The sequence below is a fragment of the Mesorhizobium sp. M8A.F.Ca.ET.181.01.1.1 genome (assembly GCF_004792025.1).
Classification (GTDB): Bacteria; Pseudomonadota; Alphaproteobacteria; order Rhizobiales; family Rhizobiaceae; genus Mesorhizobium.
The window spans coordinates 131,679-157,076 of record NZ_SRTV01000005.1; the positions used below are offsets into that span (position 1 = coordinate 131,679).

15 protein-coding genes and 3 pseudogenes are annotated in these 25,398 nt (G+C 58.7%); 4 read left to right on the forward strand and 14 right to left on the reverse strand.

Translation table 11 applies throughout. The features are described from left to right. The first annotated feature begins 461 nt into the window (after positions 1–461). Complete coding sequence (locus EN824_RS19155; RefSeq protein WP_224570032.1) at positions 462–977, forward strand: DUF2285 domain-containing protein; 516 nt, start codon at positions 462–464, stop codon at positions 975–977. Positions 978–1,763: 786 nt separating this feature from the next. On the opposite strand, the gene EN824_RS19160 is transcribed toward EN824_RS19155, so the two are convergent. The 7 genes and pseudogenes from EN824_RS19160 to EN824_RS19190 form a co-directional block, all read right to left on the reverse strand. After that, complete coding sequence (locus EN824_RS19160) at positions 1,764–3,239, reverse strand: NAD-dependent succinate-semialdehyde dehydrogenase (protein ID WP_135863523.1); 1,476 nt, start codon at positions 3,237–3,239, stop codon at positions 1,764–1,766. 405 nt (positions 3,240–3,644) lie between these two features. Beyond that, positions 3,645–4,910, reverse strand: coding sequence for a pitrilysin family protein (locus tag EN824_RS19165; RefSeq protein ID WP_335930842.1), 1,266 nt, complete (start codon positions 4,908–4,910; stop codon positions 3,645–3,647). Positions 4,911–4,919: 9 nt separating this feature from the next. After that, positions 4,920–6,224: pseudogene (locus EN824_RS19170) on the reverse strand (pitrilysin family protein); the annotation flags it as partial. Between the two features lie 1,950 nt (positions 6,225–8,174). Then, positions 8,175–9,503, reverse strand: a complete 1,329-nt coding sequence (locus EN824_RS19175; protein WP_024505390.1) for a HAMP domain-containing sensor histidine kinase — start codon at positions 9,501–9,503, stop codon at positions 8,175–8,177. Then, positions 9,500–10,159 (reverse strand): response regulator transcription factor, encoded by a 660-nt coding sequence (locus tag EN824_RS19180; RefSeq protein WP_126097376.1) that lies wholly within the window; start codon positions 10,157–10,159, stop codon positions 9,500–9,502. The genes EN824_RS19175 and EN824_RS19180 overlap by 4 nt, the downstream gene beginning before the upstream one ends. A gap of 619 nt (positions 10,160–10,778) precedes the next feature. Then, positions 10,779–11,211, reverse strand: a pseudogene (locus EN824_RS19185) (helix-turn-helix domain-containing protein); the annotation flags it as partial. A 244-nt stretch (positions 11,212–11,455) separates the two neighbouring features. Beyond that, positions 11,456–11,914 (reverse strand): response regulator transcription factor, encoded by a 459-nt coding sequence (locus tag EN824_RS19190; protein WP_224570033.1) that lies wholly within the window; start codon positions 11,912–11,914, stop codon positions 11,456–11,458. A gap of 754 nt (positions 11,915–12,668) precedes the next feature. On the opposite strand from EN824_RS19190, the gene EN824_RS19195 reads away from it, so the two are divergent. After that, positions 12,669–13,790 carry a DUF418 domain-containing protein gene (locus tag EN824_RS19195; protein ID WP_024505387.1) on the forward strand — a complete coding sequence of 374 codons (1,122 nt, stop codon included), beginning with the start codon at positions 12,669–12,671 and terminating at the stop codon, positions 13,788–13,790. Positions 13,791–14,583: 793 nt separating this feature from the next. On the opposite strand, the pseudogene EN824_RS36060 reads toward EN824_RS19195, so the two are convergent. Next, a pseudogene (locus EN824_RS36060) lies at positions 14,584–14,800 on the reverse strand (transposase); the annotation flags it as partial. Positions 14,801–15,324: 524 nt separating this feature from the next. Between EN824_RS36060 and EN824_RS19200 the strand changes: the two are divergent. Continuing rightward, positions 15,325–15,537: a cold-shock protein gene (locus tag EN824_RS19200; protein ID WP_008874821.1), complete on the forward strand. Its 213-nt coding sequence runs from the start codon at positions 15,325–15,327 to the stop codon at positions 15,535–15,537. 228 nt (positions 15,538–15,765) lie between these two features. On the opposite strand, the gene EN824_RS19205 is transcribed toward EN824_RS19200, so the two are convergent. The 6 genes from EN824_RS19205 to EN824_RS19230 form a co-directional block, all read right to left on the reverse strand. Further along, the gene (locus tag EN824_RS19205) at positions 15,766–16,236 is read right to left on the reverse strand and encodes a MucR family transcriptional regulator (protein ID WP_024505385.1); all 471 of its coding nucleotides are present in this window, start codon (positions 16,234–16,236) and stop codon (positions 15,766–15,768) included. Positions 16,237–17,130: 894 nt separating this feature from the next. After that, a complete protein-coding gene (locus EN824_RS19210; RefSeq protein ID WP_081714429.1) occupies positions 17,131–17,673 on the reverse strand; it encodes a tetratricopeptide repeat protein in 543 nt (180 codons plus the stop codon). Positions 17,674–17,726: 53 nt separating this feature from the next. Further along, positions 17,727–19,790: a type III secretion system export apparatus subunit SctV gene (gene sctV / locus EN824_RS19215; protein WP_024505383.1), complete on the reverse strand. Its 2,064-nt coding sequence runs from the start codon at positions 19,788–19,790 to the stop codon at positions 17,727–17,729. Positions 19,791–20,022: 232 nt separating this feature from the next. Next, complete coding sequence (locus tag EN824_RS19220; RefSeq protein ID WP_024505382.1) at positions 20,023–20,913, reverse strand: hypothetical protein; 891 nt, start codon at positions 20,911–20,913, stop codon at positions 20,023–20,025. Between the two features lie 117 nt (positions 20,914–21,030). Beyond that, positions 21,031–21,273: a nodulation protein NopA gene (locus EN824_RS36065; RefSeq protein WP_224570034.1), complete on the reverse strand. Its 243-nt coding sequence runs from the start codon at positions 21,271–21,273 to the stop codon at positions 21,031–21,033. Between the two features lie 71 nt (positions 21,274–21,344). After that, entirely contained in the window at positions 21,345–21,674 is a 330-nt protein-coding gene (locus tag EN824_RS19230) for a hypothetical protein (protein WP_081714433.1), read from the reverse strand. Positions 21,675–23,022: 1,348 nt separating this feature from the next. Here EN824_RS19230 and EN824_RS19235 point away from each other — a divergent pair. Continuing rightward, the gene (locus tag EN824_RS19235) at positions 23,023–25,137 is read left to right on the forward strand and encodes a hypothetical protein (RefSeq protein WP_245454733.1); all 2,115 of its coding nucleotides are present in this window, start codon (positions 23,023–23,025) and stop codon (positions 25,135–25,137) included. The last annotated feature ends 261 nt before the right edge of the window (positions 25,138–25,398 follow it).

The window sequence follows — 25,398 nt, forward strand, 5'->3', positions numbered from 1 at the left end:
GTCGCTGTGCCAGTTCGACGGTCTGGTGGCAATTTGGGCACATCTTCTGTCGCCGACAGTGGCGATGGCTGACGCTTCAACGAAACGGGGTCTTCGACGTCTGCTGCCTACGCCGATGCTTTGCGAAGTGGCATAATGTTTCGACGCACGCAGGCGCGGGCAGGGGATGTCAGTCATGAATCTCCTGACTGGCGCGGATCAGGCCGATTGGCGGGATGAAAGATCATACGACTACACCGCTGGCCTGACGCTGCGGGAGTGGGCTTGGGAGTTCTTACGCCGCAATCCAGCGTTCCAGCGCGATCTGACCGCTGCGCGCCAGCATTGCAAGACTTGGTCTCTCCAATCCTTTCTCGATATGGTCGCGTCGGCCGGCGACCTGTCACGCTGGGGTGTTCTGTTTCGCGGAGTCTTGTGGCCGCGCTTCGGTCGTATTCTGGTGTCCGCTCTGGTGCGTCCATGTGCTGCCGGTCATTGCGGAACGGTTGCCTGCCTCGTCGCCGACACCGCCGTTCGAACTCTCGGCATTGCCCTGTCGTGCAATCGTCCTGCTGGCGCCCGACAAGAGCCAGCATGTTCTTCTTCGCAATGCGGACCACGCGCTGCAGCTCGCCGTCTCGGGCGCGAATATCCTCCACCCTGTTTGCCTGCATACGCAAGCCATCTGGCCCGCGGTGCTTTTAAAGCATCGACTGAGGGGACTGGAGTGCCTCAATGCTCTCAGTCTAGGGCAACAGTTGCCCCCCCGCTTGTTTGCGCCGGAAAAGCGCGGCGTTCGTTTGTCCTTCGTTCTTCGTGCGCTCGACGGTTCGCTCGCCGGAGCACCTCATCGCGAGCTCGCCGAAGTTCTCATCGGTCAACGGCGCGTCCATGCCGACTGGGCGGATCCTCGCGATCATCTGCGCGACCGCATCCGTCGGGCCGTCTCGCGTGGCCGCGCGCTCATGAATGGTGGCTACAGAGATTTCCTAATTTGAAAAGCGACAGTCCGCGCTGTGCGTCGGTGGATGAACGTTCGCTCGCAGCTGTACCCGTCACCAACAGTTCGCCCGCCGACAGGACTGCATGGCGCCTTGCAAGTGCGCTCTGGTCTAGCTTGTCGATGCCGAAAATGAGATGGGCGAGGGTGCCAAGGCGGTGGTTCATTAGGGCCGGCCTCGACCTGGACGCACATCATTGGTCGGAAAGCGGCGTGCACCGCAATGTCGCCATAGCAGCCAAGATCCTTTGAGTCCGGACCTGCAGTCCTGTTGGACCGGCGGGTGCAACAATATGGAGGGATTTGAGGCCTCACACCGTTCCCTGGTCGACAGCTCGGTCAGACATAGCACCCACCGCTTGATTATGGAAATGGTGTGCCTGGAGTGCAGCGAGTAGCGGCTTGCTGCGCACTGTCCTAAGAATAGCAGTCATGACCCGTCTGGGGTTCTGCAACACGACGATTCAACCGCTTGGGCATTGTCGCATATCCCACAATGTAGAATGCGCAACAGGGCAAAAGCTGATCCATCGGCGGTTTATCAATGCTTTTTGGCTTGGCACGGCACATGCAACGCAATCGGCAAAAGGCGCACGAACTGAGTGGCCCATCGGCCCTAGGAGCGCTGATTTATGCCCTCCCAAGGCATGTCCGGCCCGGCAGCGAGCTCAGTCTCCTGCCGGGCATCCGTGTTTCAGGTCAACGGCGTTTGGAACTTCCAATTAGGTGGCGGCATTGACCGCAGGCCGCCCCCCGGTGGGGCGGAGAGACAGTGCAGCAGGTTTCAAATCCCGCCCATGCAAAGATATTTCATTTCCAGATAGTCCTCGAGGCCATGACGGGAACCCTCCCGCCCGATGCCGGATTGTTTGATCCCGCCAAACGGTGCCGCCTCCGAGGACATGCGTCCCGTGTTGATGCCAACCATGCCATATTCCAGAGCCTCTGCCACACGCCAGACCCGCTTCAGGTTTGAGGCATAGAAGTATGCGGCGAGGCCGTAGATCGTGTCATTGGCCTCGCGCACGACCTGATCCGCATCGTTGAAGCGAATGATCGGCGCGAGCGGCCCGAATGTCTCCTCTTGCGCGACTGCCATGACGCTGGAAATCTCGGTGAGGACCGTGGGTTCGAAAAACGTGCCATTCTTGCCGATACGCTGGCCCCCGCATCGTATTGTGCCGCCTTTCGCAATGGCATCTGCGATGTGAGACTCGATCTTGGCCAGAGCATGCTTGTCGATGAGCGGTCCGATGTCCACTCCGGCATCGAATCCGTCGCCAACCGACAAGTGCCGGATTCTTTCCACGAATTTCTTGACGAACTCATCGTGAACGCTCGATTGGACGTAAATGCGGTTCGCGGAAACGCAGGTCTGGCCGGCATTGCGGAACTTCGCCTGGACCGCACCGTCAACAGCACCGTCAATGTCGGCATCATCGAAGATGATGAAAGGTGCGTTGCCGCCGAGCTCAAGGCTAACCTTCTTGATCTGGTCAGAGCACTGACGCATCAGCAGCCGCCCGACCTCGGTCGAACCGGTGAAGCTGATCTTGCGGATCTTGGAATTGGTGCAGAGTTCACGGCCGACGCGATCACCTTCGGACGCATAGATCAGGTTGACCACGCCATCGGGAAAGCCGGCCTGATGGGCAAGGGCGAACATTGCGCCAGCCACGAGCGGCGTCTGTTCAGCGGGCTTGAGCACGATCGTGCAGCCCGCAGCCAAGGCCGGCGAGATCTTGCGCGCCACCATGGAGGCCGGGAAATTCCATGGCGTGATCGTGCCAACAACGCCGATGGGCTGCTTGATCACTAGCATTCGGCGGTCTGTCGAGGGTGCCGAGATCGTCTCGCCATAGACGCGATTGGCCTCCTCGGCATACCATTGCAGATACGCCGCCGCATGCGATACCTCTGACACGGCTTCGGCAAGCGGCTTGCCCATTTCCGCGGTCAGAATCGCGGCGAGATCGCCTGCATGGTCGATGATCAGCTGATGCCATCGCCAAAGAACGTCGCTACGCTCTCGGGCAGTCAACGCGGCCCATCCCGACTGCGCAACATAGGCCTTGTCTACCGCAGCACGTGTCTCCTCCACGCCCATATCGGGAAGCTCTGCCAAAACTTCGCCGGTCGACGGATTGACGACCTCGAACGTCTTATTGCCAACCGGTCTGCCGAGTGCCGGCAGGCGGTCGATGGCTCCAAACAGGTGCGGGGATTTCAGACGGCGGATCATCGGCAGGCACAGGGGCAATACCGGATTCCTCCTCAACGCAGCGAACATCCAGGTCGACAGGCCGTCGGTGTGTATTCTGCACCAGCGGGTTCGTCCTAGGGCCTCGGCAAAGCAGTTGGTAGACCAAACATACGACAACAGTTCCGTTAGTTTGAGTGCCCGCGGTTCATCAGTTGATGGATTGAGCAGCCGGATGTTTGCTTCATCCACCCGCTGCCTGCTGGTGGCGTGCGAGTGTATTCTGCAAAAGGCGGCATGCATGCTGAGGAGCGCCTTTTCGGCGAGAGGCCCCTGGACCGCCAATGCCGCGCAAGGCCCGCGAAACGACTCCGCGGGTCTGCATGATCTGCTTGGCCCACCGGCCTCCATATTCGCTCTTCCCACGAGAAGCCCCAAGGAAGAAGGAAGGCGAGATGAGTTTCTTTACTCATCCTTGCCGCCCAGCGGCGGGCCGACCACCAAAATGGCGGGCTCGGCCGAAAGCAGCTTCTTGGCCGCCGCCTTGACCTGTTTGAGCGTCACCCGACCGATGCTGCGGGCGCGACGCTGGTTGTAGTCGACGTCGGCATTTTGAATCTGCAAATCCAGGAGCCGGTCTGCAATCGAGCTGGTCGAGCCCAGACGGTCAATGGCATAGGTGCCGATCAGGTGCTTCTTCGCCGCCTTGAGCTCGGCCCCGGTCGGTCCTTGCTGCGCCATCTGCTTTACCACCTCTCGCACGATGCTCAGCGTTTGGGCGGCGCAATCCGAGCGTGTCTCTGTCGTAACCAGAAGCTTGTCAAGGGTCAGTTCAGAGCTGACGTGATAGGCAAGGCCGCGTTTTTGGCGTACCTCCTCGTAAAGGCGGGAAGTCAAGTATGAGCCGCCAAGGATGTCGTTCATCAGCACGGCGGCGTAGAAATTCGGCGCGCTACGCTTCACGCCAGGCCAGGCCAACGTTAGCGAAGTCTGCGGCAGGTCGTAGTTCTCCTCCACCAGTTGACCGAGTTTCGGCGCGACATCGTAGACGGGGACGAGGGTTTGTTGCTCAGGCAAATCACCAAACAGCTGGTCAAGCCTTTCCCTCAACGTGTTCGCGTCAATGTCACCCACCACGGCAATATGGAGCCCGTCGCGAGCGAAAATGGCCTGGTGGAAGGCGAGGAGGTCGGACGGCGTGATGCCGGCGAGGCTCTCTTTTGTGCCTTCTCCCGGCCTTGAACAAGGATGCGCGCCGTAGATCGCGCGCAGCCATTTGCGCTGAGCGATTGCGCCAGGGTCTCGCTCGCTGCCGACGATGCCGGAGACAATCTCGGCGCGGACGCGATCGATCGGCCCCTGGTCGAAGCGCGGCGCGTTCAGCGCGAGCCGAAGCAGGCCGAACGCGGCGTCCTGCTTTTTGGAAAGCATGCACACCGATCCGTAGATGTCGTCGCTTTGCGCGTCCAAACTCATTTCGGCGCCGGCATCGTCGAGCTTCACCTGGAAGGCATCGCTGTCGTAATGGCCAGCGCCTTCGATGAACAGGCCGGCCATCAGTTTGGCCATCCCCTCCTTCCCGACCGGGTCCTGCGTGGTGCCGCCGTTGAAGGCAAAGCCGATGTTGACGATTTCCACTGTGTGGTCCTCCACCAGCCAGGCGATGATGCCCTTTTCGGACTTCACCTCCTGGATGTTCATCGCAGCATGGGGCTGAGCGCCGAGCGTCATCTCTTGATTCTCCGTCTTGGGCAAGAGATAGCCCGTGGTCGAACGGTCGAACGCGAGATAGCGGGCGGCAACTGCTTTGATTTGCGCGGCGGTAACCCTGCGGATGCGAGACGGCCGTTCCTCGACATCTTTCACGGTGCCGCCGGTGGCCAGCGTCGAGCCGTAGATGCAGGCGAGGTCGTCCTGGTCGTCTTCGGCAAAGATCATATCGCGCACAAAGCGCTCCTTGGCCTTGCCCAGTTCCTCGCTGCTGACACCATCCTTGGCAATGCGAGCGACTTCGGCAGCGGCCGCCGCTTCGAGATCGGCCAGCTTGGCATCGCCGCGCGGCGCGCCATAGATGGCGAACCTGGTGTCGTCGAGCATGGTGCCCTGGAAATAGGCGCAGGCGCTGGAAGCGATACCTTGCTGGACAGCGAGCGCCTGGTAAAGCCGGCTGCGGTTACCGCCGCCGAGGATTTCGGACAGCAGGTCGAGCGCTTCGGCCTCGCCCGGCTTGGCGGTATGGTAAGACGGCACCACCCACTGCGTCGAAAAACTGGGCACGCTGACGCGGGCGTCGGAGAGCGTGACGGTGCGCCTGGTGTTCTGCTCGGGCTCAACCGGCCGGATGCGCGGCGGCAGGTCGGGCCCGCGCGCCACCTTGCCATAGGTCTTCTCGGCCAGCACCTTCACCGTTTCCGGCTCGACATCGCCGGCCACGATCAGCACGGAGTTGTTGGGCCAGTAGTATTTTTCATAGAAGGCGGTGGCGTCGACGCGGTTCAGCTGCTCGATCTCCTGCATCCAGCCGATGATCGGGATGCGATAGGGCTGGTTCTGCCACAGCGTCGCGTCGATCTCCTCATGGAGCACGTCCTGCGGGTTGGTGTCGGTGCTTGAGCGGCGCTCCTCGATGACCACGTCGCGCTCGGTCTTGACGACATCGTCGGTGAGGATGAGGTTTCGCATTCGGTCGGCCTCGAAGCTCATCATCAGCTCGAGCGCCGACGGCGCCACTGTCTGATAGAAGGCGGTGTAGTCGGAGGAGGTGAAGGCGTTGTTGGAGCCGCCGATCTCGAACACTGCGCGGTCGAATTCGCCGCCCGCATGGTTGGTCGTCGCCTTGAACATCAGATGCTCGAAGAAATGGGCGATGCCGGATTTGCCCGGCGGCTCGTCGGCGCTGCCGATCTTGTACCACACCATGTGGGTGACGATCGGCGCCCGGTGGTTGGGAATGACGACCACCTCCATGCCGTTGTCGAGCACGAAATCCCTCGCCTTGCCGTCCTCCCATGCGACGGGGATCGGAGCCGGCCCCGCGCCGACCAACTCGGACGCAACGGACGTCCTGCGAAGCCCATGAGTGCGGGGCTTGCTTGGTAGTTCTGGTAGGGAGAGTGGGGTTATGGGCTGCGTTCCTGGCAAAGTGATCTGTTCCTCATTTTGAAGGATCTATGTCTCCCGAACGCCTATTGGGAGAAAGTGGATCGGCACGCGACGCCGAGCCACATGAGCCGTCAGCGTGTTGCTGGGCCTGACGCGAGCCTCATCTTTGGATGCGTCCGGGAAACTTTCGGCATGGTGAGGCCATGGGAAGTCTGCTCGTTATCCATTGGGTGTTTGCGGATACCTGAGCATGCCCCGTGCCAAGTAAGAAAGCCCCGATTCGCAAGGTTTGATCCAACCTTGATACTTGCGATATCCGACATTGTCGGGCATCCGACAGAAAGCGCCTTTCGCCGGCGCGCCGGCTATGACGCTCGCCTCCTCCGGCGTGACGACGATCCTTTGGCGGGCGCCGCGCACACCGATCTGCCCGCCTATCAGCACCGCGACATCGAAGGACAGCGCGATCGTGACTGGATGGGTCTTACGCAAACATGCAGCAGTGCCACCGCGATCAGGACTTCATCCGCCCCACAAAGACCCGAGCGCGAGGGACGACGTGTAAGGCAACATGTCATCCTCGATAATGATGCCGCGCATAAAGAGGTAAGGTCCCTCGTCGTACCGGCGAGCCCCTTCGCTGGGTCTCGCGAGGGTCTGGTTTGCGAACGTCGACCGACAGCATCACGGCATGGGCGGCCCCATCGGTAGGCAAGCATTGACCGTGCCATCAGCGTTGAGGCAGCGCAGAGCCCAATTTCCCGGTGCCAGCCGGTACGTTGGAGCTTCAACTGTGGCCAGCCAAGCGGGCCGAGGCCGTGAAACTCCTGATACCCTGGACCGTCCGGATTGCAACGCACGACGCCTTGGTCTCGCGCCAACGTCCATTGACGCTCAGCGAAGCATCATGCGGACGAGCTGGGAAAGCTTGGCCGGGCCGGCGCCTTCCCAGGCGCACGGGACGCGCGACGACCCATGTGGACCTTGGATTTCACTACGCACTTACGCTGCTTTGGCCTTGTCAGCAGCCTGAGCATAAAGCGTGCTCAGCTTTCAGGGCGAGCCTCTTTCATGTTGATAGCATCTGTCGTCATTCAGGATCGCCCCATTTTCGCATGCCGCTTGCAGCTTTCAGACTGTTGTCAGCCAGGGCCGCCATAAAGGGTCTCGTTTAACGCATTCGGGAGGCTTCATGACTCGACCACATTAATTTCGGGCGGTTCGCCGGCGCTCCGAATGGCACTTAACACCAGATCCTCTCCAAACCCGTGATGATCCAAGAGGAAAACGAAAAATCCCTAAATCAGAAAAAAGCACCGATACGGTCGGCTCCAGGCTGATGAAATTGCGGTCTCACTGGCCACGCACGATACTTGCGATGGCGATGGCCATTGCAAAGGCCGGTCAAGCACCCAAGACGCTGACAAGCACGCCTCCGACCAAAGCTCGATCGTTGGCAGCCTTTCTAGCCGTATACTTGGGGCATTTTGGGCCGGCGATCCGGACGCCGATTAAAACCTGCCGGTCGTCTAAATGGAATGGTTGGTCCGGGTCCTTACTGGACCTGCGCCAACCCGATCGGGCCGGCGCACAGGGGCACCCAGACAATTGGACACGTCGCCTTTGCGCGGCGGCTTGCACTTTCTCGGATGGCCTCTTTTCTCCCCGGGCGAAATCGAGCGAGCGGTGAGGCGGAGCCTTCGATTTTGCCGATCATGTCGTGTCGCTTCGATCGAACTGCTCAGACGATGATAGCGGCATTGATTGCCGCGGCCGAAATGCGTTGTGTGAAGTACGATTTCTACGCCGTATACATACTGCCGTACAGTTCGCCATGTCAGCAGCCTTGCCAGCAATCCGCCCTGTGTCCAAATGTCGTCGAATTCACCGGTGTCATTGAGGAATTCGTATGATCGCCTCGAAACCATCATTGCGACCGCGGGCGGGCGACGCAAGCTCTAGACTGCCACCGATCCGCTGGATAACCATGTTAGCGATATGTAGACCAAGGCCTGAGCCCGCAGCAGGAGTAGCACCACGACTAAATCGCTTTGTAAGCCCTTCGAGGTCGGGGAGGGGCACCACCGGTCCGGCGTTTGCAATAGCGATGGTTCCATCAGTTTGGACGGAAACTGTTGTCGGAACAGTGGGCAGTCCATGTATCAGCGCATTCTCGATCAGGTTACGAAGGAGGATCCCAAACGCATCGACATCCACTTTGCGCATCAAAGTGGGGCAGCCGTCGACGTTAAGATGCAGGCGTCCGGCATATTGCGGCTTTTTCCTCAGGTCGTCGATTTCCAGCCGAACCGATCGGACAAGATCGATCGCGTGATCCGCCATGCCAACCCCCGATTCGGCTTGAGCGAGCTGAAGCACTTTTTCGACAAGGCGGCCAAGGCTCGACAGCGCTTGCTCGATGCCGCGCGCACGCATTTTGGCCGACCCATTGGGAAGCTCGGCCACTAATCTCTGCATCTGAGCGATTGAACCTGCGATCGGCGTGCGCAGTTCATGCGCACTGTTTGCGGCGAACTCGCGTTCGGCCTCGAGAGCCGCCCGCAGACGATCGAGAAGCCGATTGACGGATGCCGCGATTGGAGCCAACTCTGCCGGGAAATCGCCCAAGTCCATTGGTGACAGATTGCCGCCGTCGCGCGATCCGATCTGCTGTCGCAGTACCTCGATTGGCCGCAGCGAGCGCCGGATCACGATCCACCAAACAGCTAAGCTAAAGGGCAGGAGCACGAGTGTCGGAAGGAAGACAAAAAGTGCGCCCTTCGCGATTGTGGTACGGCGGCCATGAAGCGGTTCGGCCAACTGATGATACACGCCGTCTTGGATCTCCTCTGTGTAGACGCGGTAATCAGCGTTTCCCCAAAAGCCGTTACTCAGGGGAGCATCAGGGAAGGGCTGCTGACCCTCTTCCGGTTCAGAAATAAGCACTATCCCGTACTTATTAATAACCTGCTCACGATAGGTAAAGTACTTTTCGTAAGTGGGAAAGTTGTTATTGTATTGATCAACGTGTTTTCCATTCAAGACCTTGATCAGCTCTGGTTGTCTGTACTTTGCGCTCCCCTGGAGCAAGTCATCCGAACTTTCGTTTACATTATTGCAAAAAATGAACGCAGCCATGGTTGGGGCGGCGATCCAAACCAGGAGCGTTGCCCCGCCTAACCACGATAGCAGCTTTCTCGTCATGCTGTTCGAGTTCGTCATGTGACCACGAGCCTGTATCCGGAGCCACGCACGGTTGCTATTCTATCCCCGCCGATCTTCTTGCGGAGCCGGCTGACATAAACCTCCACTGTGTTGCTCTCGAACTCCGAATTGAATGAATAAAGCGCGTGCTCGATCCTCCCCTTTGAAACGACCGAACCGGGCTGGCGTAGAAGGCAGTCGAGCACCGCCCATTCGCGTCCAGACAGGTGGACCTCCTGCCCGTCGCGGAAGAGGCGTCGCTCGGCTGCCTGTATGGAAAGCGTCCCAACCGAAAATTGCGGCTCCGGAAAATGCCCTTGGCGACGTGCCACTGCACGGATGCGTGCCGAGAGTTCCCCCAGATCGAACGGCTTGACCAAATAGTCGTCGGCGCCAGCGTTGAGCCCCTCGATGCGGTGCGAAATCCGATCGCGGGCTGTCAGAATGATGACCGGCGTTGTATCAAGCCCCTTGATCAGCTCCCGCAGATAGTCGATGCCATTGCCGTCCGGCAGGTGAACGTCGAGCAAAATAACGTCGTAGCCGGCCACAGCTGCATGACCGCGCGCTCCGGACAGGCCCTCGGCCCAGTCGACCGCGTGGCCACCAGCCACCAAATGATCGTGCACAGCACTTCTAAGGTCGTCGTCGTCTTCAATGAGCAGTATTCGCATCAGGCTGCCGAGCTCCGGTATGAGGGCAAGGCTCCTGCCTTATTGATCGAAGCTGACAGTAGGCTGAACCGGCGCCAGCGAATATCTGGGGGCTTTCAGGCTGCTGTCAGCTACAATTGCAAGAAAGGGGTCGTTAACAAAGCCAAACGAAGAGGCCTTATGAAACCCCTCCTGATCTCGGCACTTTTGCTCAATGTGACCACCGGCGGCTGTACACTGGTTGGCGGGCAATTCGACGTGGCGGTCAACGAATGGCAGCCGCGCCACGCGTCAATGTCCAGGCTTGAAACTGACAGGTGTCTTAAATACGAGGGCACCGTAGCGGGTGCCTCCAGTTATCGAACAGTGCCTAGCAGGTCAGAAGTGCACTTTGACCATAGGGGTCGTCCGTATTTTCGGCGCTCGCGAACAGAGTCGACGGTCAATCGATGCGCCACTGCCAGAGTCTGGAACGGTCAAGTGTTTGTTATCCCCCGTCCGGGCCATATTCTCTGCCGAGGACCAAGAAGGCCCTATTTTCGGTGCCCACGAACAGAGCCAACGGTCAATCGATGCGCCACTGCCAGGGTCTGGAACGGTCAAGTGTTTGTGATCCCCTGTCCCGGCCGTGTTCTCTGCCGAACTCGCCCTTGTAGTCGGCACACCAAAGATCGTTAGGGCGACAGCCGTTTGAAAGTGGTGTCCCCGTCGCCCTGTTGCGCCTGCGCTTGCGGCGCTCGACCATGCCGGCGGTCGAGCACGGCATGCACGGTCGAGATCGCGGGCCGGTGCACATCCGGATACAGCCGGGCCAGCCGCTCGCGTATCTTCGGCGCACCCCATGTCGGCTTGTCTTGCTTGAGGCGCACAATCAGCTTCTCGATTTGAAACGGAAGCTGATTGGCGTGGCGATAGGGCCGCCGCGATCGGTCCGTCAGCCCCTCCAGGCCGCTGTCGTTGTAGCGCGTGAGGATCTTGTAGCCGGTCTTGCGCGAGATATCGAACTCCCGGCAAAGCACCGCCATCTTCTCGCCGTCCAGCAGCCGGGCGACGAACTTCAGCCGCTCTTCCATGACGTTACACTCCTTCCAAGGCACCTTGCTCTCCTTGCAAAGGGCCGAAAGTGTAACCCATCTATCCGGAATGAACTGTCACCCATCTTTCGGGAAGGGCAGTCATGGCCAAGGCAACTGGAAGCCGAATTTTCTTTTAGAGTATGAATCAGCGCCGTCTGCCGAAAAGCGCGTCCACGATCTTCCCTTTTGAAACGACCGTGCAGGGCTGGGGCAGACGGTAGTCGAGCACCGCCCATCCGCGTCAAGTCAGGTAGACCTCCTGCCCGTCGCGGAAGAGGCGTCGCTCGGCTGCCTGTATGGAAAGCGTCCCAACCGAAAATTGCGGCTCCGGAAAATGCCCATGGCGACGTGCCACTGCATGGATACGCGCTGAGAGTTCCCCCAGATCGAACGGCTTGACCAAATAGTCGTCGGCTCCAGCGTTGAAGCCCTCGATGCGATGCGAAATCCGATCGCAGGCTGTCAGAATGATGACCGGTGCCGATTCAAGTTCCTTGATCAGCTCCCGCAGATAGTCGATCCCATTGCCGTCCGGCAGGTGAACGTCGAGCAAAATAAGGTCGTAGCCGACCACAGCTGCATAATCGCGCGCTTCGGACAGGTTCTTGGCCCAGTCGACCGCGTGGCCACCAGCCACCAAATGATCGTGCATAGCACTTCCAAGGTCCTTATCGTCTTCAGTGAGCAGTATTCGCATCATGCTGCCGAGCTCCGGTATGAGGGCAAGGCTCCCATCTTATTGGTCGAAGCTGACAATAGGCTGAACCGGCGGCAGCGAATTATTTGGGGAGCTTTCAGGCTGCTGTCAGCTACAACTTGCAAGAAAGGGGTCGTTAACAAAGCCAAACGAAGAGCCCCTATGAAACCCGTCCTGACCTCGGCACTTTTGCTCAATGTGACCCCCGGCGGCTGCATCAGCAAATTGATTTGGGAAACAGGCGCGCCGGTTCTAATGACCGACGCAGGCCGAGGTCTGGAACAGCTGGACCAGCGAACGGCGTCTTCGGTTTTTCAGGCAACAGCCACATGGAAGAATATGATTGGCTCGACCATGCGCCGAGCTTTGTCGAACGGATTGGTCGCGGGCGCACTACCACAGATTATGGCAGGTTTACGCCCTGGCCTTGACACCCGGGGTGATCGTCACCGGCGGAGCCGCGGCGTACTGATCGGATATCTAACGTCGCTGAGTCTCTCGTCGGTGCAGTGGATCTCTCGGCTTAGCCATCATGCAAAAAACGACGGTTCCGCGACACCACTTTTCAGGTCCGTGACACAGGCTTTGTGAGCCGATCTGTTGTTCTTACCCCAGGCTAATGGCTGAACAGCTCTGTCGCCGGCTCGATGCGCCAGATGGCGCGATGTTTTGAACCCTTTCACGAGGCGACGGCAGCAGCCGACCGGCTCTCCTATCGCGGCTCCCGCGATCCACACACCCAGCAAGGGAATCTACCATGGTAATGAAGGCACCGGTTGCCGACGCTAGGAATGGGTCGGTAGTAGATCGGCTGGTCGGCATCGACCTCGCTCGGGGCCTGGCTGTCTTCGGGATGTATGCCGCCCATCTCGGTCCCGACCCCGGCGAAGGAGGACTAGTCGGGTTTCTGATGGAACTAACCCATGGGCGGCCGTCGGCCCTGTTTGCCGTATTGGCCGGTTTTTCAATCCTCCTGATTACAGGTCGCAAGGCGCCGAAGTCGGGGATAGCCGGTAGACAGGCCATCGCCAGAGTCGCAATTCGTGCCCTTGTTTTGCTCGCGCTTGGCTCAATCCTGGGCTGCCTCGGTACCCAGGTCGAAGTCATCCTAGAATACTACGGAATTTGCTTCTTGTTGGTATTGCCGCTCCATCGGCTCAGCGCATATCAGCTGGGCTTGATCGCTGCCGCTACGGCATTAGTTCTCCCGCAAGTCCGTTCCTCCCTTCTGTCGGTTGCCCCCAACCTCCTCGACCCGGTCTTCAACCTCATGGTCAACGGCTACTATCCCGCGGTGACCTGGGTTCCTTTCCTCATCGCTGGCATGGCCATCGCGCGCCTTAATCTTAATACGCTAGCAGCGCATTGGCGCCTTGGTCTGGCGGGGGTCGCGCTGGCCGTGTTGGGCCATGGGGGATCCTTGCTCGCGCTGAGTTCCCGCGCTTTGACTGAAACCTCCTTGTGGTGGTCTGACGTTGACGGCGCTTTTGAGCCTTCCAAGTCGTCATTTATAGTCAAGTCGTCATGGATAGCCGCACCTCATAGCGAAACGACGCTTTCGATCGTGGGCAGCACCGGTTGCGCAATGATCATCTTGGCGGCTTGCATGCTCGCTGTGGATGCGCTCCCGCGTCTGCGAAAGCTGGTCTGGCCAATAATCGCAGTCGGCTCGATGTCTTTGACGGCCTATGTGCTGCACATTGCGGGAATAGCCTATCTTATGAAGATAAACATTTTCAAAGACGAGAGCCTGTCCACGCTCTTTGGCTTCGTTGTGGTTATCAGCACTTTTGCGGTGCTTTGGCTGCGCGTCTTCCAGCGAGGACCGATGGAAGTGCTGATGGGTAGGGTCGCAGATCTCGCGCGTCACATCCGCTGAGCACCGCCGCGCCCCGGCCTCCCGATCACATTACGGACAAGGTGGGGCTTTGTCCAAAGCTTGTTCGCGGCAGGGGAGGGTACTTCCTCCCACCCTGCCGCCTTGTTGATGGAAGCTAAAACGGTCGCGCAGGCGCTAGAGTTGCATCGGCATAATCAGCTTAAACTCGCGAAGTTAAACCCGCGGTTGGTCTATCTCGGCCCGCCTCACCTGAAAGGCTAGGTATCCGTTTCGGTCAAGGGTTTTAGGGGCCATTTTCGCTGCGCCTTGAGGAGAGCGTTTGCTAGGATGAGGAGCTTTCGCAACAAGATGATGACCTTTGCGGGTTTGCCTGCCGCCTTTAGCGCCTGGTATTTTGCCTTGAGGTCGGGGTTGAAGCGCAGGGCGAAGGGCCGGGCATGTAGAGGGCCTGGCGAACATTGGCCCGGCCGCCCAGGCGCGGCCGCTCCATTTTGCCGAGGCCGGCGAGGCTTGCGGCCTTTGGTTCCGAGTTCCGGCATGTCGATGGTGAGTGTGCAGGCGGTGGCATCCGATGCGCCATATGCTGGTCAGGATTTCGCGGCGCTGGACAGCGTCGGGATCGGCTTTCATGAGGGTAAGCATCGTCTGATCGATATCGCTGAGTTCACGTGGATCTGCTTCCAGCCACTCGTTGTTGTGGCGCCTGAGCAAGGCAAGCGGTCAAGGTCTGGCTCTGGTGCTGGCTGCGGTGCGATCCCCGCACGGGCCAGGTGCCGATCGTGTCGACGATCCACCTCGCCGCGACCAGAGAGCTGCTACTCTCTTCCGCTGTTCATTCTGGCCTCTTCGCAATGAATGTCATAAAATCACCTGTCGCAATTAATGGTTTTTGATTTGGCTCCAGCAGCTGGCAGATATCGCCGAGAGTTCCGCAGAGAGCGTCGAAAGTTTTGGCCGCCTTCTTCCGCAGCCGCGCCTTGAGTTTTGAGCAGACCTGTCTTGATCGGGTTGAGATCGGGCGAGCATGGCGGCAGGATCAGGAGCCAGTGCCCTTTGGCCAACCAGTGGGCGGCGCGTACCTTGCCGACAATCTGGGGTTCCGAACCCGACAGTTGGTTTTCAACCCGACAGTGGCCCGCCTCAGAGCAGGCTACCGCCCTTCGGAGCAGGCAGAAGCTAATCGAGGTTCGCGGGTTCCGGTTTGAATGTGCAGGTCGCTGCGCGCCTGATCTTTCGGTCTGGCGGCACATGACAAAAACCCTCATTTTGGCCGACGATACCCGGTCAGGAGCGGGTATCGCAGTCGAGAAGCGACCCGAGCACGTCCACAAGATGTGCCGAGTTTGCAAGGTGTGTCATTGTTTCTGTCAACGTTCGAGCGACAGCGCACGACGAAACGTCTGGCATACGCCTCGTCTGGCACGCGCCTCGCATATGTTGCAGTTGCTGCTGGAGATCAGGCGATCGAGTGGGCCTTGCAATTTTCCGATTTTGATGCGCCTAAAGTCTCGTGTACAAATCAGGCTGGCGTGAATGGCCTGCCTAAGTTGCGACTTATTACAAAGGAATGGATATGGCGACTGGAACGGTGAAGTGGTTCAACAGCACGAAGGGTTTTGGTTTTATTCAGCCTGACAACGGCGGTCAGGATGTCTTTGTCCACATTTCCGCTGTTGAACGAGCGGGCCTGTCGACCCTTAATGAGGGCCAGAAGATCAACTACGAGGTGGAACAGGATCGCCGCACGGGAAAGTCCTCTGCAGGCAGCCTCAGCAAGGCTGGCTAACGGTCCGGGAAAGCCTTGGCAAGGTTCGTCATCGCCGGAACGCATTGACGGCTCGAAACCCGGGCCGGAGCATGCAAGTTAATGCCGCGGCAGGGATTGCTGGAGCCATCATGAATTACTCTGGAAATGAGGCTCTTGGACGGGAAAGGCGGGGCTCATCCCCGCCCTTTGATTCCGCGCAGATTGGGCCAACGGCTGCTGCGCGTCCGAACGACTGTTGATACGGATTTAGGCTGCGACCTTCTTGCGGGTCCGTTTCGCCGGCGCCGTGGCTGGGGCTTCCGGCTCTTTCGGTTTGCGGCCGAGTCCCATGGTCTTGGCCAAGGCGGAGCGCGCAGCGGCGTAATTCGGCGCCACCATGGGATAATCCGACGGCAGACCCCATTTGGCGCGATATTCGTCTGGGGTCAGACCATAGTGCGTCGCCAGATGGCGCTTTAGCGATTTGAATTTCTTGCCGTCTTCAAGGCTAATGATGTAGTCCGGTTCGATCGACTTTTTGATCGGGACAGCAGGTTTTTTTACAGGCACAGGCTCTTCTGCCGGTATGAGTCCAGCCGTGCCGTTTAGAGCCCCGTGCACTTGGGCGATCAGGGCAGGAAGCTCCCCCGCCGGGACGGGGTTGTTGGAGACGTAGGCTGATACAACATCGGCAGTGAGCTCGATGAGGATGTCGGTCTTGTGGGGTTCTTCTGTCATAAACTTCTCCGGGCAGCTTGAAACACAGTTGGGCGAAGTGTCGCTTCATAGTGGCGGTTGCCGCTGAAAGCAAATGGATCGACGGGTGCGCTGCTCCTCCACCATTGAAGTCTCGGCGACGCATCCCGTCATCGTCCATCGCTAAAGGCAGCGTATTGAATTATGGGAGCGGTCGCGCCCGCCCCACCATAGCGATACAGCAAGACAATCAAAAAAGCCGGTCTTTGCTTGGCCCCAAATCTTTTCTCCTTTCGTGAACGCTGAGCTGCCAAGCTGCTACAGTTCACCTCGCGGGGCAACCGTGCACAACACAGGAGTCGCCCGAGCGATACATTCTTCACTTGCCGCTTATCAGCGCTGGTGATTGCACTTTGCAGCCTGCCTCCGGACCCGCAGCGCTCACGCTGTTGGTTTTGCGCCTGCAGGCGTCGGAAGTCGGATCGCCGCAGCTAATTTCCTCAGGCGGACGAATTCAACAAATCGATTGTTTGGATCGAAGGCATCCACACCATCGATGCCTCTAGAATAGGATCCAGCTACAATCACCGTGCTGTAATGGCAGGGACGGCCAGCACAAGCGCGACACGATCCGGCGGGTCCATCGCTGCGTTACGTATTCATGGCTACTGCATCGGGCGCTCGGTCGACCGCCTTAAGCCAGGTCGCCGCATTGCGAGACGGTGACCGGCGAGGGAGAGGGCGCTCTGGCAACGAAGCGAGGCGGGTGGCCTTGCGGGTGGCCGCGTGATGTCATCCGGCTCTCCTGCCGATCTCTGCCGGCCAGATCTGGAGCAACTGTTTTGCATAGATATGGCTCTCTTCAGGGGGCCATCTATGATGGGAGCCGAGCGCGTGTTCGAGCCGGGGAACAGGCTGCGCATGCACTGTGCCCACCTATTGCGATCGTGCTAACCTTGGTTGTTTGGACTTGCCGTTAAAGGCAAGCGACAGATTGAAGTTATGCTGCACCATCTGATTGCCTGGCTCGTTTTCGAGAGCTCGCCGATACAGGGCCTGTGCCGCGTCATGCCGCCCCTCAATGTCCAAAATCACGCCCTTCGCATTCAATGCACGTACGTTTCCTGGGGCTGCAACCAAGACGCTGTCGAGCACCTCAACCGCTTCGTGCGGGCGCTTCTGGCCCACCAAGGCATTTGTAAGTCGTATCGCCGCATCAACATTGTCCGGGTGCTGCTTCACCTCATCCCGCAAAGCCCGCTCTTGAACATCCTGACCAACTTCGCGCAAAATGCGTTCGCGCATAGCCGGATCGATTTGATCGGCGCTGAGCAACTCGGGGGAAGATGTCTCCTGCACGGAAAGAGCCGGCTTTTGCCAGCTGGCGCAACCGCCCAAAGGCAGAATGGCGAGTACGGCAAAAAGAAGTGAGTTCCGGCGCAGAAACATAGGCGATGGAGAAACTGTATTACTATTCATGTTATCTCTCAGTTATCGGGGAGGCGCGTGGCGTTCAGTTAGGAAAGGTGGGACTACTCTAACAATCCGCTGTTCGATCCGTGCGGGAGTGTGACGGATCCTGCGGGGCGAATTGTAAAGTCGGAGGCGAGGTCTTGATAAGACAGCACGGCGAGATCAACCCCGTTTCGCGTCAGAAAGCCGCGGACGAAACGTCGGACATCCATCGACGTCAACAGAATAGGGCGGGTTTGACCCGGTTCTGCGTTCGAAAGGACCTGACGTATCTGTGATAGCATCGCTTCGCTTTGCCGATCCTCCAGTGCGAGATAGGGGCCTGCATCCGAATCTCGAACCGCGCCACGCATCACATCCTCGCTCTCGCGCTCGACGACCAGGGCGGACACGATGCCCTCCGTGTTGGCATGGCGGTGGCAGATCTGTCGCTTCAAACCAGAACGGACATATTCCGTCAGCAGGGCAACGTTCTGCTCACGCTCGCTCCATTCGGCCAATGCCTCCAACACGAGACGGGTGTGGCGGATTGGGATACCTTCCTCCAGGAGGCGGCGCAGAACATCGGCAATCCGAGGAATCGGCGTCGTGCGTAGCACCTCTTTCACAAGCTCAGAATATTCCTGCTCCATTCGGCCCAGGAAATGTCGGGTCTCTTGGATGCCCACCAATCGCGGTGCGTAGCGGGTCAACGCTGCATGGACGCGCAAGGCGAGGAGTTCGCCGGGAGCCCTATGCTCCGTGCCGGCGCCCGTAAGGGCCTTTGCAGGGGTATGTTCAACCGGGAGTGTGTCCGTTTTCGGCTCACGTCTAAGGGGGACACCGCTCGAGTCGACGTGCGCTACATCGGCTCGGAGCGCCATCTGGTTTGGATCTAAGGCGTCCTGTTCGACTGGCACGCCCTCGACATCAATTCGGAATTGCGATTCAGGCAGCTGCTCGTCAACCAAGACAGGGATGCGAGGAACGATAATGCCCAGATCGGCTGTGACCAGGAGCGAAACGCGCCCAATATGTTTTTGCAATTCGGCTTGATCGACCGCCTGCATAAGATCTGGCGCTAGAAAAAATGCGATCGGGAATTCCTTCGCAGGCGCGGCTTGCTTAGGCTCCGCTGCAGTTCCACCTTTCGCATCGGCAGTGCCGGCGCCCAGCACATCAGCCTTGACAATGCTTACCGCAGCGAACACTGCGGCCAGCATCAGAAAGACGGGGAGGGGAAACCCAGGAACGAACCCCATTACAACCAGGACGCCGGCCGCCAGTCGCAAGGCTCGAGTGCTGGCCGTGAGCTGACTGACCATTTCTGTACCGAGGTTGATCCTCGCCGTCCCAGTCACACGGGTGACGATGGTCGCCGCAGTAATGGAGAGCAGAAGGGCCGGAATCTGCGATATCAATGCATCGCCTATCGTCAGCAGAGTGTAGTGATGCAGTACCTCGCCGAAGGACATGCCCTTGGAGAGCAGGCCGATCGAAATTCCACCCAGCATGTTGATGCAGATAACCACCAGCCCGGCGATGGAATCGCCCTTCACAAATTTCATCGCGCCGTCCATCGCGCCATAGAGTTGGCTTTCCTTCTCCAATTCGGCGCGCCGCCGGCGGGATTCGTTGGCATCGATGTGGCCGTTGCGTAGCTCTGCGTCGACCGCCATTTGCTTGCCCGGCAGAGCATCCAGCGTGAAACGCGCCGCCACTTCTGCCACCCGTTCGGCACCCTTCGCGAGGACCATGAATTGCACCATGGTGACGACCAGAAATATGACGAAACCCACCACGATATTGCCTGAAATGACGAAATCGCCAAAAGTATGAATAATGCTGCCGGCCTCCCCCTCGGCCAGGATCAGTCGCGTCGTTGCGACCGTGAGCGCGAGACGGAATACAGTGGAAATCAAAATAACGCCGGGCAAAGAGGAAAAATCAAGTGGAGTACTGACATACAGGGCAACCATCATCAGCAGTATGGCCAACCCCATATTGAATCCTATCAGGGCGTCGACCACCACGACCGGGATAGGCATGACCATCATCGCGACAGCCAGAAGCAGCATCAACGCAACCATTAAATCCGGGCTGGCCGGCGCACGCTTGATGAAGTCACGCAGGACGTTGGCCATCGAGACACCTTTGCAATCGGTTGAGACTTACTCTGCTGTTACGCCATGAAACGTGGCTTTCGAACTCCGAAGGCGCCTCAGCCTTGGCCAGCGCGTGACCCTGCATGAGAGCCACAAGCAGGCGCGAAATGGCTGGGCAGCAAATGTTTCCAACGCAGCCAGCTTGTCAGCACCGAGCGCGACAGGATGTTTGGCTGGCCATAGAGTGCTGCTTGATGGGGCCTGCGAGCTTTCAATATTGGAGAGCAGCAATGCGGCCATTCCTGCTCAGCAGCACACGGCTGTCCTCAATACGTTCGACCACCCATCCATCAGCCAAAATGGCGCCGACAAAATACTTCTCGCTGTCGATGACAATATATGGTTGGACCCCATGCCACACAGCTTCGACCGCGATTGCGGATGGCGCCTTCTCCTCTTTGATGAGCACTCCGTTCACCAGTGTTAGAGTACCCTTGGTGCGACGATCGAACGATTGCTGAAGCTTCTGCCAGCTGATGACCGATTCAGACGTGACGGTGCCTTCGGCGGTCACAACACCCTTTGCCGACCCAATCTTGACGTCGAGAAGACCCGCTCGATCGACTTCCTCCTGCAGCTCTTGGGCCGCTGCCTCCGTAAGTTCATTGTCAGCGCGGTGACTGATCGTTCTGGACGCGACTTCAGCCCGAAGTGAATTGGGGCTCGATCCACTTGCATTGCCAAGATAGGAGATCGTGCCTGAAAGCGCGCCGATCCCGAGTGAGCTGATTATGACCATGGCGAGCACACCGATCGGTAGGCGCGGTATGCCGGTCGAACCAGGCGGCTCTGCATCCTGCACGGACAAAGCAATGGACATCTCGCCTACGAGCAGGACGACAGGAAGGGGCACAACAACGGACTGGCCTGCGGCGATATTCCGGTTGCCCTCGATACTGAGTCCGGGTGCAAGCGCCTCCAGTTCGATCGACTTGCCAAGAAGAGTTACACGAAGGTGATGCGGTGCCAGTCCCTGCTCGACAAAGACCAAATCGGCATCGAAGCCGCTGCCGATTAAACACTTTTGAAGATCCGTCTTGCCGGTCAGACCGCAATAGTGCCCCGAACGCACTTCGAAACGGAGGGAAACGGCGTCATCCACAGAGCATCTCTCAAACAGGATAGAAGCCGCATGGCAATTGCCATGCGGCTCATTTCGGGACTACGTCGCGTCAATAAGGAGACGCGCTAGGGGGCAGTCTAAAACCCGCTTCCGACATTACGAAACGCGTTCGTCGGCGGCCTTCTTGATGGTCTGGAGATTGGTCGTTAGAGTGCGCAACTGGACACTCCTTTTCGTCGCCTCCAAGCTAACATTGGTTAGTTCCTGCACTTGCGCCTGAAAAGCAGTAGCATCAGCTCCGCTTGTATTGCCGGGAGTGCCACTGTTAGTTTTATCGGTATTGCCGGCGCTACTGGTATTGGTATTGCCTGATTTTTTATTATTATCAACTGCAGCCATGATCATTCCTTTTTCTGTTGGAGTTGTGCCGTCAATAACGGCCTGTATGACCTCACGCCGGATTTCCCGCGTCAGGCATCTTCTGTGTCATCCAAAGCTTCATCGGCCTCAGCCATCGCATCGTTCGCGAATTGGAACGCGAACGATCGCAGGATACTTTGGAAGGCTTCACTTTGTGCTGCAGACTGTGAGTTGTCTTGAAGTTGATCATTTGAAACGGTCCGGTTATCCGCCCGATCGTTCCCGCCAGCTGCCTTGCCATCATTCCCACCAGCTGGCTTGCCATCATTGCCATCAGCCGGCTTGCCATCACCAGAATGCTCGGATTTCGAATCCCCATGGCCCTTTCGGATCAAGGAAGTCCCGAGGTTGCCAACTCCACTCCCAATTGCTGCTATCATCAGGTACTCCGGCATTTGCCATTGGCGGCGACGTGTTAAAGGTTAGCCTCGATCAAGCTAAGGGCGGGAGCTTTCGAGAACCTGACGGCTTTTGACAAAAACCGGCCAGCGCAAAAACGTATGCTCTGCAGGATGTTGCTCTCGCATCGAACAGTCGACCACGATCTCGGCTGTTCGGCCAATCCCGCCGTCCACGCATGCCGCGACCGAATGGCAGCCGCAGCAGCTCGTTTGCATCCTCGATGCTGTGGTGTCGAACAGGAGACACGGTCCACGTGCTGCATGACCGCAATGACCGTATTCTTGCTGGCTCCACGGGCGCACGCAACGAGCAGGAACTCGGTCTTTGCATCACCATTCTCTCGCCTGCACATCACGGCCCGGCGCGGTGAGCTCATTGGCTTCGAGAAGGTCGGCGACCGTACGAACATGGGATGGTCTGCCGGCTTTGGGAGGCCGGTGCGGATCCTCTTCTCACCATATCGAAAGCTTGAAGCGGTCGGATTTTCTTGCCCTGTTCGTGAGAACTCCCATCGTCAGCTAATCGTCAGCCAAGCGGTCTATCTAGGCCGGCCGTGCCTGACCTTCGGATCCAAAGGTCCCGTCTCGACACTTTTTGTAACTATAGATCGAAATGGTCCGCGTGATACGCAACGCACACGCTTCTCTGAAGCAAATGTGTGACTTTGTCGGTGGCGAACGAGAGGAGTGACGCATCAATAAAATCGTCAGGCACGTGTCTAGGAAGGGGAGCTAGCCGAGTTGGTCTGATTTCATTCGCTGTTCCTGGAAATCGGCGGACTGAAGCGCTGATAATCTCAGGACATCGATGGCAACGTTGCGAAAGTCCTGTGAGCTCGGGCCAATCTTGGCCTGCTACTGAGAAGCACTTTGGCGGGAACATTACGCCGTCGCGGGTCTGGCTGACCGTGACGTTAACCGAAAGATGCCGCTGGTCTCGTCAGCCGCCAGCACAATAGCAGCACATTCTCGCCTACTACGGAGACGCAATATGAAGGGCATTGGCCGACCACGGAAATCGCAGGCTGAAACTGGAGCCAGCCGCGCGGGGCGGGCGAGCAGTTCCCTTTCGCAATCAAGTCTTGCTGCGGGAGAAGGTGGACAGTCATTCGATTCCGTTGTGGAGCAGATGCGCTCTGGGGACGCCGATAGGAGGCCCTCCTCCCTTCCAGTTGCGCGCGGTCCAGGCGATGCCCGCGAAAGTCTGCCAGGCGCCTCGATTGGCGAAGATCAAATCCTGAACACACCGCGACGTGGAGCCGCTGCGCCACCACGCGGAACCGTAGCGCCACGTGGCGCAGCCGCAAGGCGGCGCGGTTCTCCCTCCATGTCTGAGGGCGAAGCCATGGCGCCGGTCGGTAGCCAACTATCAACCGCGCAGGTGGAAGGCACCAGCTCATCGTCAAATGAAGATATCAGTCCGACACAGCTCAGAATGAACAGTCTTGTTCAACAACTGACTGATTGCGAGGCTGCGGCCAGGAAAACCGACGTCCCCGAGGAGGCGGTGGAGCTGATCAGTCGGGTCGTCGATGCAGCCTCAGCAATTCTGGAGTACCGCGCTAGCCTGCCTGCGGCTGAGGCGCAGACAATTATGCCAGACGACAAGGTGCGTAGATGTTGCCAGATCGTGTGCGACGCCGCGAATGAAGTAGACAAACTTGGCCTGTCGACGATCACGAAATTGGACAAAAAGACCAAGAAAGCGGCAGGTATGGTCGATAAACTCTACTCCTACTCCCAGGCGGACCGGCAGGAGCTGTTGATTTTAAATGTGGAGAACCACCATACGGCGGCAATTAAGTGGTGGGAAAAAAAGGCATGGCGCTCCGAACGGCAGCGATCCGCCTGCGCTGCCACCGCTAGCCTATCCAGTGGAACGCCCGTGATGCGGGAAGCCGAGCGGTGCGCACTGCGGCTGCGTGCCGGCTCGGTACTGAGTGTCAGGATCTGGCTGGTCCGTGAGCGGATCGGTCTTGCGCGGGCCAAGATTGAACTGCGGGCGAGCAGGTTCGAGCCAGATTTGAAGGAACTCCTCGTCGGTCGAAATGGAGTGGTGCAGCTGATGGCAAGCGCCGCTCAAGAAGCTCTTCGCGCCCTCTCTTTGGCGAAGGGCATAATGGATGATGGCAAAACACTCAACGCTCATGATTGCGCGGTTGTAGAAAAAATCATGGAGCGGCTTTCGGATTTTGGATTGGCGTTGCACGAGGTGCATACCAAGCTAAGCCATACCTACCCAGATGCCGGCCTCCCATTGAAACTGTTCGAACGGATCGTGGACGATGCATGGATCACTGCGCACGATGCCATGCACTTGTTGAACCTGCAGTCTCCGCCGTCAGCCATCATGGCGCCACAGGCCCAGGCGGGCGCTGCGATGCCGGCCAGGGCAGGCGCTGCGATACCGGCTGGCACTGCTGGTACGGCTGCAGTGTCAGAAGGCACTACAGCGCGAAGGAAAGGGAAGTCAAAGCATAAGTCGGCAGCTCGCGCCGGGACTTCTGCCGCCGGGCAGCCATCAACACCAGTCGCTGCGAACGCCGGCACAGTGCCAGCAGCCAAGGTTCTCGCGCGCTCGGATCAAGTTGCGAGTACACAGGTGAGAGCGCAAGAGGTGGCTGCGAGTTCGTCGGGGGCAGGCTCGACAATCGGGGGCGCCGCGTTGTCAATGGAGGTATTGACGGAGCGGCTCAAACGATTGGACGAACTTTTGCAGTTCGATCTGGCCGGTCAGCAAAGCGTCGTCTCCCAAGTGCGCCAGATGAAGCCTGAGGAGGCCGGTAAGGTCGTGGACGATGTGGCCCAGTACCTGCGAGCCCAGGCCATTGAGATGCAAACCTGTCTCGCCGGGTTGCAGGGGCGTAATGTACGCCTGCTACTCACCTCCACCCAGCTACCCAAAGTGCACGAACGCACAGACCAGCTCAAAGGGTTGCTGAACATGGTGCTGGGACAGGCCAACGCATTGAATGAAGGAAAAGCCGGCATTACGACTGATTGCATGAAGACCTACGCATTTCCGGCGCAAAAATACCTGGAACATTTGTGCAATGCCGACGAATTGATGCCGCCGGAGGCACCGGTCGCGCTGCGTGGCGAGCCAGGAAAGCTGTTTGAGATGAAGCTGCAGCCCAAGATGCTGGTCAATGGTGCGATGCCGAGCCCGATGTGGGTGCACATCCACACGAGTCGCCCCGTCATGGCCAGAAACTTGGAAGGGCTGGCTGATTCCGAATTCACCGCTTGCCACGTTAAATCCAACGAACAGCGCGGCTACAATCGAGAGCGAGAGGAAGCCGATGCTAGGTCCGGTCGCGAGAAGGTCATAATTCATCGCGGCAAACTCACCCCCGCTTTCTGTAAGTCCTTGTTGACCTCAGGGCTTGGCCGCCAACCACGCCATTCGCGTGCCGAGCTCCCGTCGGCGCAGGCTGCATGACAGGGCACTCAGAATGCGGCCGGCCACGCTGTGAGTCAGCGAGCATTTCTCCTGGCCAAACCGCGAATGCCGCTGCGCGAGTTGCGGTCCGGCGATTGGAGTCGATCGGCTACCGTCAGGGCCGATTTGCGATGTCGCGTTACCGGCTGTTGACGTGGCGGCGTATCTTGCCTCCCATCCAACTTATCGCCGAGATCGCGCCGCCAAGATCGAGGCGGAAGGTCTTCCTGCGAGCGCGGAGCAGGCATAGCCGATCCGATC